The sequence below is a fragment of the Mycobacterium sp. NPDC003449 genome (assembly GCF_053588415.1).
In genome coordinates this window covers 1-9,927 of sequence record NZ_JBSFPX010000232.1, presented here as the reverse complement: position 1 = coordinate 9,927, position 9,927 = coordinate 1, and the positions used below count along the sequence as shown (strand labels likewise).

Below are 9,927 nucleotides of genomic sequence, written 5' to 3'. Positions count from 1 at the left end.
TCCCGGCGCCGGCGGTGCGGCCGGCGCGGGTGCTCCCGGCGCCGGTGGCGCGGCCGGGCTACCCGGTGCGCCGTTGTACTGATACCCGGGCGGTGGCGGCCCGTTCAACGGGTAGTACCCCGCAGGCAGCGGTGGGCTTCCCGGTGCCGGCCCGGCGTTGGGATCCGGCCCCGTCATGGGGGTTTCGGATCCGGGCGCATTCATCGAGACGTATCCGGGCGGCAGCGGCGGCGGCGGACCGGCCCCCGGCGGCGGTGCCGAGGACTGCCCCGCGGGCCCCTGCAGTTCGAACGGGTTCTGCGCCTGATGCCACAGATCCCGCAGGGATCCGATCGGGCCGGATCCGTACTGGCCCGAACCGTACTGCGGGTTCGCGATCTCGGGCACCATCGGCGGGCCCGCGGGTGGCGGCGCCGGAGGCGGCGCAGCGGCGTCGGGCGGCAGCGCCACCGGCTGACCGGGCGCGGCAGCGGCCGGATCCGACGGTGGCGGCGGTACGGGTGCGGGGTCGGCCATCGCGGGAGAGGCCGCCGACAGCACGGCGCCGGCGACGGTCACCCCTGCGATCGCGAATTTCGCCGCGCGGACGGACAGCGTGTTGCGGTGCCCTTCGGCCATGGATCCGACGGTCCCTCCTGTTACGCCCGCTGGTGCTGTTGACCGGGGTCGGTGAGCCGAGCTTAGAGGCATCGTCGCACAAATTGGCTAGGGTGTCGCACCGGTGTCGGCACCAGCATCGGCGAGGATGGCCGCAACCTCCGCCGAGTGGGGCGAGAACAGGTCGAACAGGCCCACGGCGCGCAGCCCAGGCGCCAGCGCGCGCAGCTGATCCTCGACGGCGGCGCGGCCCGGATGGCCGGGGCCCAATTCATCGAGCTGCTTCGCGTTGGCCACGAACGCCGCAATGGTGCCCTTGCGGACGCTGAGTCCGCCGAACGCCGTGGTGTCCTCGCCGTCGGGCAGCACATCCTCGGGCCGGATCGGGGTGGGTTCGACCATGTTCATCCTCCTCGCAATATGCGTGACGTTTGCACGCATATTGGTACGATACCAAATTGCGTGCATAAGTCACGTACTATGTGGGGATGCCGACACCGTCCCCGGGTGAACGCGTCGCCGACCAGCTGGGCCGGCTGTTGCTGCGCAGCACCCGGCAGAATCTGTATCAGCGCCTCGTCCACGACGTCGCCGACAGACTGGACGCCACCACGTATCCGGTGCTGTCCGGCCTTGGGCGGCTTGGTCCGGCGACCGCCACCCGGCTGGCGGCGGTCATCGGGGTGGACCGTTCGGCCACCACCCGCTACGCCAGCAAGCTGGAACGTGCCGGCTTGGTGGCACGTCAGGCCGATCCCGACGATGCCCGCGCCACCCTCCTGGCGCTCACACCGGCGGGCCACAGCGCGCTGGCGGCGACCCGCCGGGCGTTGGCCGCGGAGATCGGTGCGGCCTTGACGAATTGGCCGGAGGGCGAGGCGGAGGCGTTCGCCGCGGCATTGGAGCGGTTTACCGACCTCCTCGAACGGCCCGACCAGTGACACCGCGAGCCCCTTCCGCTCACACCGAACTGTTTGTGGATTCACCGACCTCTTGGTGAGATACCCGGGTGGGGACGCGCGGGGTCGTTTCGCGATGGTTGGTCGCCAGACCGACGATGCGGATCGGTGTTCCCGTCGCGGCGGTGGCCCTCGGCGTCTCCGGCATCTTCGGCGGGCTCGATCCCGCGCGCCTGACCGACCGGCTCGACAAGGCCGACCCCGGCAGCGAGGTCACCGTCGATCCGTTCGCCCTGACCGTCGAACAAGCGGTCGTGGTCGACGAGATCAAGGGCGTTGCGCCCAGGCCGGATCCGGGACACCACCTGATGGTGTTGCTGGTCACCGCCGAGAACCGGAGCAACGCATCGGTGGGCAGCTACCTGCTGTTACCGGCGTCCCGGGCGACGTCGTTTGAGAACCGCAGCCTGGTCGTGCTGGACGACCGGCTGGCGCCGCGGAACGCATCGGCCTACGACGCCGACTCCGATGTCGCCGTCGCGGTACTGAACCCGGGCCTGACCTACCGGCTGGCGCTGGTCTGGGAGTTCGGCGGGCCGGTGCCCGAACAGCTGCCGCTGGGTTTGGCCAAGCTGACCTACCGCGGCGTCACGATATCCCCCGACGAGTTGCTCTGGCAGGATCCCGAGGCCACCGCGACCCTCACCATGCCCGTTCGTGATGCGACCAAGGGGGCGATATGACCTGGCCGGCCCGCATCGGCATGGGTGTCGCCGTGCTGATCGCGCTCGCGGTCGGGCAGACCGTCGATTCGGCGCTGCCCGTGGAGGCCACCGACGTCCGGCCGTTCGTCCATGCCGGTGGGATCGGCGACCGGATTCGGCTGGCATATGCCGACGTCACGGCCGACGCCGTCCGGACGGCCCGCACCCTCGACACACCGCAGGGCACGGTCGGCACCCCCGGCAGGTGGCTGGTCGTCGATCTCACGGTGGTGGCCAGGGGTCGCCCGCTCCACAAGCCGGGCGTCAGCTTGCGGGACGGCAAAGACCGCGCCTTCGCCATCGATCCCCGATCCGGATACAGCTGGGAGTCCGCACCGACCGGGGTGCCGTGGCGGGTGCAGGTCCCCTTCGAGATGCCCGAGGACGGGTTGGCCGGCGCGACCCTGGTGTTCACCCGCAACGGTCTCGACGACCGCCGCGACGATGTGGCGAGGATCGACCTGGGCATCGGATCCGATGACGTGGCCGACCTCCGGGCTACCGGTGCGACGATGGAGATCACCCCGGCCCGGATGGCGACGTCGTGACCGCCTGGCTGCGGCGCAACCGCTGGGGGTTGCTGGCCCTGCCGGTCACGCTGATACTCGCCGCCGGCGCCAATGCCCAACGGATCCATGACTATTGGTGGGACCAAGATCTGCGACGGGCGGCCGTGACGGGCGATCAGGGCCAGTGGGTGACCTGGTCGGACACGTTCACCGACGCGACCGGCGACAGCACCAGGACCGTCACGGTCAAGGTGACCGGTTCGGAACCGGCCGATCGGGCCGACGAGTCGGGCCAACCCACGCCGCTCGGCCTGCCCGCCGAGGTGACCGGGCGCGCGGTCACCATGGATTTCCGGGCCGCGCCCGATCAGGTGCTGTACGGGTGCCGACTGGCCCTGGTCGACGACGACGGCAACCGCTATGCGTACCGCCCGGTCGTCAACAACGTGTCCCAGACGATGTTTCCCTGCGTGCCCGACGAGCACCCGGGCCCGCGCCCGTCGATCACGGCCGGAGAACCACGAACCGTGTGGCCGGGAGAGGAACGCCCACCGCGGTGGAGCACCCGGCCCGTGGTCGTGGTGCCTCGAGAGGCCAGGATCACCCAGGTACTGCTGTGGTGGGAGGAACCGGATTATCTTGCGGTGCAGCTGAACTGACCGGCCGCAGCATCCGGTCGACGCCCGCGGCCAGCAATGCGGCCAGCACGGTCAGCATCAGCGCGTCCTCGATCGCCCCCTCGACCGGCGCCCACGCCACAAAGGTGTCACTGTCGACCGGTCCGACCACGGCACGCCAGACGAAACTGACCAGATACGGCACCCGCAGCGCCAGCAGCGAGGCCAGCCCGAACAACAGCATCGGAACCAGCCCTGCCCTGATCATCATCCGCAGCCCCGCGAAGAAGGCCGTGAACCGCGATGTGACGTCGTCGGCGAGGCCCGCGACGGCGCTGGCGACCGGTTTCGGCACCACCTTGGCCCGGCTCAGCCACGGGTGTTCGAAGTTCGGGGCGGGCGCCACCTTGTGGCCGAGCACCACGGCGCCCACGGTGATCCAGGCCAGCGGGACGATCACCACCACGTCCAGCGAGCTGAGCACGTGGGTCAGCCAGGTCATCCCGGTCCGCACCGGGGCACCGAACGGGCCGAGGTGTTCCACCGCGGCGTCGTAGACCTCGGTGGCCCGCGCGACGACGACCCGGCTCTGCAGCCAATCGGTGACCGTGGCCTTCTCCCGGTCGATGTAGCCCGCGGCGTTGGCCGACCAGTACACCTCGACGAGCGCGCCCATGATCGCGAATCCGAGGAACCGCCAACGCTTCTCGGCCCGGCCCAGGGTGAATCGCAGTACCCAGGCGGCCAGCACCAGCCCGACCACCAGGTACCAGCTGTTGATGAACACCCGGCTGAAGTCCGGCCCGGTGCCGGTGGCGTACAGATCGATCTGGTTCAGTTCGTCGACGCCCGCCTCGTTGAGGAACTGTGCGACGTCCTCGGTCAGCAGTCCGGCGCTGACATACACCGCGAAGAACGGCACCACCATCGACGTCGTCACGTCGATCAGCCGCCGTTCCCGTCCGGTGGTGGCATCCGGTGGTGCCAGGCTCGACGCGACCCGGTCGGTGTTCGTCAGATCGTGGCGCAGCACGTGCAGCATCGCGATCATCGCGACCAGGAAACCCAGCGGCGCCAGAATGACCAGCCCGTGGCCCAGCCAATTGACGTGGTCGCTGACCTTGACCGCGGTCCACAGCGCGGCCCCGCGGAACGCCATACCCAACAGGGCGATACTGAGCAGCACCGGCCAGTGCCGGACCAGCAGCCGGCCAGCCCCGAGCAGTACGTCGAGGGCATCTCGCACGAACCCCCGCGCAGATTCCACCACGACAGCGTACTGAGGGAGCGCGGTCCATTATGGAATCCATGGAATCGACCCGGGTGGACCGCTGGCTGTGGGCGGTCCGGCTAACCAAGACCCGACCGGATGCCGCCGTCGCGTGCCGAGGTGGGCACGTGCGGGTCAACGACCGGCCGGCCAAACCGGCCACCACGGTCTCCCCCGGTGACGAGGTGCGGGCCCTGGTCGGCGACCGGACCCGCATCGTCGAAGTGGTGCGGGTGATCCAGAAACGCGTCGGCGCGGCCGACGCCGTCACCTGTTACCTCGACCGGACCCCCGCGCCTGCGCCAAGCACCGCGGTGCCGGTCGCGGTCCGCGACCGCGGCGCCGGGCGGCCCACCAAGCGGGACCGGCGGATGCTGGACCGGTGGCGCGCACGCCAAACCTGAACGTCCGCAAGCCGGTTCGAGCAACGCGGATGTGACGCTTCCCACAGCGAAGAATTCGCGAAAGCCGCCCGCGCGGGAATAAAAACCGCTCCGACGACAGTTCAACCGACACGTGCCGCACCCGAATCCGTTGATGAACTGCCCACGTACGGCGTGCGAACGTCGCGCCCTTCCGACAGCCATCGACGGGCGGGCCTGATGCGTCAAGGCCCCCTCGCCGGGCGGTATCCAGCCGTGGCCGCGATGGTCACCCTCGCGTTGATTCCGTACCTGGCGCTGTCCGCGGCGATCGACCCGCTGATGCCGATCATCTCCGAGCAACTCCACATGAGCCCGCAGGCGCTGAGCCTGAGTTCGGGCCTCGGCAATGCCGCCTACGCCGTGGGTACCGTCCTCGCCGTCCAATTCGCCCAGCATCTGCCCCAACGCCGGATGCTGCTGCTCTACGCGGTCGTGCTGGTGGTGGGTTCGGTGCTGGCCGCGGCGGCTCAGAGCCCCGGCATGTTCGTCGGCGGACACATCCTGCAGGGGCTGGCGACCAGCATGTTGCTGATCGCTGCCGCCCCGCCGCTGACCATCGGTTTCCCGAAAGACAAACTGCGCCACACCGCGGTGATCATGAACATGTGCGTGTTCGGTGCCGTCGCGCTCGGCCCGTTCATCGGCGGCGTGCAGGCCGAGGCACACGCCTGGCGCCCGCTGTTCTGGATCGTGGCCGCGATCGCCCTGACCGCGCTGGTGATGGCCGCGCTGACCTTCGACGACGCCCCACCCGCCGATCTCGACGCCCCGCGCGACCTGTGGGCCATCGGCCTGGCCTCGGTGGGATGCGCGGCCGCCTTCATCGGCGCCGCCCAGCTGACCACCCACGGCTTCGGCGATGCGGCGGTCTCGGCGCCGATGTTCGGCGGCCTGCTGCTCATCGTGGTGCTGGTGGTCTACCAGTTCCGGGCCCGTCGCCCGCTGCTGACCATCCGGACCATGCTGACCAGTTCGATCCCGGTCGCCGGGGTCGGGGTCGCACTGTTCGCTGCCGCCGCGTCCGTGGCCGCGACCGCCCTGACCGCCCAGGTCTTCCTGCAGTCCTACAACCCGGTGCGGGTCGGGCTGCTGTACCTACCCGAACTCGGCGGCGCGATCGTCATGGCGTTCGTCTTCGGCCACGTCATCACGCGGCGTTCCATGCACTATCTGCCGTTGATCGGGATGGGGCTGCTGGCCGCGGGCATCGTGGTGTTTCAGCTGGCCATTCCGGCCAATCAGCCGCTGGCCCTGATCGCCTCGGCGCTGACCGGCCTGGCCCTGGGTGCCACGGTCGCCCCCGCCTTGTTCGTCGCCGGCTTCTCGCTGCAATCCAACAGCCTGCAACGGGTTTTCGCGATCATCGAATTGTTCCGGGCGGTGGCGGCGTTCATGGTGGCGCCGATCTTCGCCTACTTCGCCGCCACGGTGTCGACCGATCTCACCAAGGGCACCGGCGACGCCCTCTGGATCGGATTCGGTTTGGCGCTCGGCGGTGCCGTCTTCGGGGTGGCGGTCTACGCACTAAGCGGTGCCCGCCCGCAGCGCCCCGACCTGGACCAGTTCCTCGACGGCGACTCCCCGGCCTGGTACTCCCCGCCGTTGCTGGCCAAGCTCCGCTCCGATCTGCCGCCCCCGGCACCGTCGCCGGCGCCCACTGCCGCCGTCGCACCCGTTCTGCCCCGTAACGGCATGGGCGGGCCGGTGGTATTCGCCTACGACGGCTCCGACCTCGCGGCATACGCCATCGAGCAGGCCGCCGGTCAGCTGGCCCCCGGACGCACCGCCCTGGTGGTTTGCGTGTGGCAGCCCGTCGACGTCGGATTCACCCCCACCGGGCCCGATCACTTCGACGCCGACCAGGCCACCGAGGTTCGCCGGGCCGCCGAGTGCACCGCCGCCCATGGTGCGGCACTGGCCGACGCGGCCGGGTTCCGGTCCTGCAGCGTCGCCGTCGAAGCGGCGCCCACCTGGAAGGGCATCGTCGAGACCGCTCAGCGTCACGACGCCAGCCTGGTCGTGCTCGGCCCACACCGGCGCAGCGGACTCCTCGGGCACCTGGAGGGCAGCGTCGCCGCCTCGGTCGCCGCGCACTCCACCACCCCGGTGCTGGTCATCCCGCAGCCCGCGGCGGCCCAGGCCGCCTCGAACGCCTCCTGACCCGATTCACCACACCGGCGGCCATGGCAGGGTGGGTGTGGTGAGCGATGTCCTCGTCATCGGTTCGGGCTTTGCCGGGTTGTGGGCGGCGCTCGGCGCGGCGCGGCGCGTCGACGAACTCGGGGCACGCGCGGCCGGGGTCAAGATCACCGTGCTCACCGACCGTCCGTTCCACGACATCCGGGTCCGCAACTACGAAGCCGACCTGACCGACTGCCGGATCCCGTTGGCCACCGTCCTCGATCCGGTCGGCGTCGGTCACGTGGTCGCCGAAGTCACCGCCATCGACCCCGACGCCCGCACCGTCGCGGCCCGGAAAGACGGGCAGACAACCACATTCGGCTACGACCGGCTGATCCTGGCGGCGGGCAGCCGGGTGATCCGCCCGGACCTGCCCGGCCTGCGGGAGTTCGCCTTCGACGTCGACACGTTCGACGGGGCCGCCCGGCTCGCGGCCCACCTCGACGGGTTGGCGGCCGACCGGCACCGACCCGGTGCCGGCACCGTCGTGGTGGTCGGTGCGGGTCTGACCGGCATCGAGACCGCGTGCGAGCTGCCGGGGCGGCTGTCGGCGATCTTCGCCGGCGCGGTGACACCGCACGTCCTGCTGGTCGACCACAATCCCGCTGTCGGCTCGGATATGGGTGCCTCGGCACGCCCGGTCATCGAGACCGCCCTGTCCGACAACGGGGTTGAGACACGCACCGGGGTGGGCGTGACGGCCGTCGACGCCGATTCGGTGACCCTGTCCTCCGGCGAGGTGGTGCCCGCAGCGACCGTGGTGTGGTGCGTCGGGATGCGGGCGAATCCGCTCACCGCACAGTTCCGGGTCCCGCTGGACCGGTTCGGCCGGCTGCCGGTTGACGACCAGCTTCGCGTCGTCGGCGTGCCCGACGTGTTCGCGGCCGGTGATGTGGCCGCCGCGATGATGGACGACGAGCATGTCTCGGTGATGTCGTGTCAGCATGGCAGGCCGATGGGCCGCTACGCCGGCCACAACGCGATCGCGGACCTGACCGGCGAGCCCATGCTGTCGCTGAAGATCCCGTGGTACGTCACGGTTTTGGATCTCGGCCCGGCGGGCGCGGTCTATACCGAGGGGTGGGACCGGCTCGTCGTCGCGACCGGTGCGGAGGCCAAGGCCACCAAGACGACCATCAACACCGCGCGGATCTATCCGCCGCTGACCGGCGACCGGGATGCGCTGCTCGGCGCCGCCGCACCCGATCTGCAGGCCCGCCCCGCGCGGGGCCGGTGAGCTAGGGGTCCCTGCGTTGCCGGAACGCCCGACGGTAGGCGGCCGGCGTGGTGTGCACCGCGGCGTGGAATCGGCGCCGCAGGTTGGTCGCCGATCACAGCCCCACCCGGGTGGCGATGGCCTCGACCGGCAGATCGGTCTCCTCCAGCAGGGCCCTGGCCGCGTTGATGCGTTGGGCGAGCAGCCAGCGTCCCGGGCTGGCTCCCAGCTGTTCGGCGAATCGGCGGGTCAGGGTGCGCGACGAGATGTGCAGATGATCGGCCATGTCTTCCAAGGCGATCGGTTCATCGAGCCGGTCCCCCACCCAATCCAGCAGATCCGCAAGGGAGGGCGGCGGATTCGTCGCCGAGGGATGCGTCGCGTACTGGGCCTGGCCGCCTTCCCGATGCGGAGGCATCACCAGATGGCGGGCCACCTGTGCCGCGTAACCGGCGCCGTGGTCGGCGCGCACCAGATGCAGGCAGAGGTCGATTCCGGCACCGGCGCCGGCACTGGTGGCCAGGTCCCCGTGGTCGACGTACAACACATCGGGATCGACCTGGATGCGCGGGAACCGCGACTGCAGTTCGGTGGCCGCCGCCCAGTGCGTGGTGGCGCGCCGTCCGTCGAGCAGACCGGTCTGGGCGAGCGCGAACACACCGCTGCAGATCGTCGCGATCCGGCAACCCCGCCGGTGCGCGGCGCACAGGGCGCGACGGACGGCGGCCGAGATGGGAGCCTGCACGGGCCGCCAGCCCGGTAGCACGATGGTGTCGGCCTCCTCGAGGGCGGACAGTCCGGCCGAGACGGTCATGCCGAATCCGCTCGTGGTAGCGACCTCACCCGGCGTCTCCGCACACACCGTGAGCTCGTAGCGGACCGGCACGGGATGCCGGTGGGTCCCGAAAACCTCTGTGACGCACGCGAGTTCGAAAAGGCCCTGGGGCGGGTGGACCATCGCCACCACGCGGTGCCTGCGAGCAGCCATGGCCTGATAGTACCTATCAGTGTCTATCCAGACACTGAGCGCCGTGACCGGCCGCTCGACCATGGACAACGTGACCGAAACACTCAACGGACCGAACATGCCGGGCTACACCTGGGCCTCGGTCGCCCGGACACCGACCACGGAGCTGTTCCCCGGCATCCGGCTACGGTCGCTGTGGTCGGGCGAGGACGGCGCCACCGCACACGTGCTCGAGATGGACCCCGGCACCTGCTGGGAGGGCACCGACGTGCACCAACCCGGCCCGGAAGAGGTCTACGTCATCTCCGGAACCTTCAACGACGGTGTCCGCGATTACCCGGAAGGGTCGTTCATCCACGCGCCCGCGGGATCCTGGCACATCCCCCAGACGGCAACCGGCTGCACACTGTTCGTGTTCTACCCGCAGGGCTAACGCCGAGATTCACATCAGGGACAGATCGGCACCCGATCTGTCCCTGATG

12 protein-coding genes are annotated in these 9,927 nt (G+C 70.3%); 8 read left to right on the top strand and 4 right to left on the bottom strand.

All coding sequences use genetic code 11. The features are described 5' to 3' along the window. Positions 1-618: hypothetical protein (locus tag ACWDTP_RS34355; RefSeq protein ID WP_450027691.1), on the bottom strand; the 618-nt coding region annotated here is incomplete at its 3' end. A gap of 87 nt (positions 619-705) precedes the next feature. Beyond that, complete coding sequence (locus tag ACWDTP_RS34350; protein ID WP_450027690.1) at positions 706-999, bottom strand: hypothetical protein; 294 nt, start codon at positions 997-999, stop codon at positions 706-708. Positions 1,000-1,085: 86 nt separating this feature from the next. On the opposite strand from ACWDTP_RS34350, the gene ACWDTP_RS34345 reads away from it, so the two are divergent. From ACWDTP_RS34345 to ACWDTP_RS34330, 4 genes are all read left to right on the top strand, one after another. Beyond that, positions 1,086-1,538, top strand: a complete 453-nt coding sequence (locus ACWDTP_RS34345) for a MarR family winged helix-turn-helix transcriptional regulator (RefSeq protein WP_450027689.1) — start codon at positions 1,086-1,088, stop codon at positions 1,536-1,538. Between the two features lie 116 nt (positions 1,539-1,654). After that, positions 1,655-2,239 (top strand): hypothetical protein, encoded by a 585-nt coding sequence (locus tag ACWDTP_RS34340; RefSeq protein ID WP_450027688.1) that lies wholly within the window; start codon positions 1,655-1,657, stop codon positions 2,237-2,239. After that, positions 2,236-2,808, top strand: coding sequence for a hypothetical protein (locus ACWDTP_RS34335; RefSeq protein ID WP_450027687.1), 573 nt, complete (start codon positions 2,236-2,238; stop codon positions 2,806-2,808). Before ACWDTP_RS34340 ends, ACWDTP_RS34335 begins: the two co-directional genes overlap by 4 nt. Continuing rightward, positions 2,805-3,428 carry a hypothetical protein gene (locus ACWDTP_RS34330; protein WP_450027686.1) on the top strand — a complete coding sequence of 208 codons (624 nt, stop codon included), beginning with the start codon at positions 2,805-2,807 and terminating at the stop codon, positions 3,426-3,428. The genes ACWDTP_RS34335 and ACWDTP_RS34330 overlap by 4 nt, the downstream gene beginning before the upstream one ends. Here ACWDTP_RS34330 and ACWDTP_RS34325 read toward each other — a convergent pair. Beyond that, entirely contained in the window at positions 3,370-4,653 is a 1,284-nt protein-coding gene (locus tag ACWDTP_RS34325; protein WP_450027685.1) for a hypothetical protein, read from the bottom strand. The two genes, ACWDTP_RS34330 and ACWDTP_RS34325, sit on opposite strands and share 59 nt — an antisense overlap. Before the next feature lie 41 nt (positions 4,654-4,694). On the opposite strand from ACWDTP_RS34325, the gene ACWDTP_RS34320 reads away from it, so the two are divergent. From ACWDTP_RS34320 to ACWDTP_RS34310, 3 genes are all read left to right on the top strand, one after another. Continuing rightward, positions 4,695-5,060 carry an RNA-binding S4 domain-containing protein gene (locus ACWDTP_RS34320; RefSeq protein ID WP_450027684.1) on the top strand — a complete coding sequence of 122 codons (366 nt, stop codon included), beginning with the start codon at positions 4,695-4,697 and terminating at the stop codon, positions 5,058-5,060. A gap of 198 nt (positions 5,061-5,258) precedes the next feature. After that, positions 5,259-7,241, top strand: coding sequence for an MFS transporter (locus ACWDTP_RS34315; protein WP_450027683.1), 1,983 nt, complete (start codon positions 5,259-5,261; stop codon positions 7,239-7,241). A 40-nt stretch (positions 7,242-7,281) separates the two neighbouring features. Then, on the top strand, positions 7,282-8,499 hold the full coding sequence (locus tag ACWDTP_RS34310) for an NAD(P)/FAD-dependent oxidoreductase (RefSeq protein WP_450027682.1): 1,218 nt from the start codon (positions 7,282-7,284) through the stop codon (positions 8,497-8,499). 94 nt (positions 8,500-8,593) lie between these two features. Here the strand turns inward: ACWDTP_RS34310 and ACWDTP_RS34305 are convergent, their stop codons facing one another. Next, entirely contained in the window at positions 8,594-9,466 is an 873-nt protein-coding gene (locus ACWDTP_RS34305) for a GlxA family transcriptional regulator (protein WP_450027681.1), read from the bottom strand. Positions 9,467-9,527: 61 nt separating this feature from the next. Between ACWDTP_RS34305 and ACWDTP_RS34300 the strand changes: the two genes are divergently transcribed. Next, a complete protein-coding gene (locus ACWDTP_RS34300) occupies positions 9,528-9,878 on the top strand; it encodes a cupin domain-containing protein (RefSeq protein ID WP_450027692.1) in 351 nt (116 codons plus the stop codon). Positions 9,879-9,927: the final 49 nt, after the last annotated feature.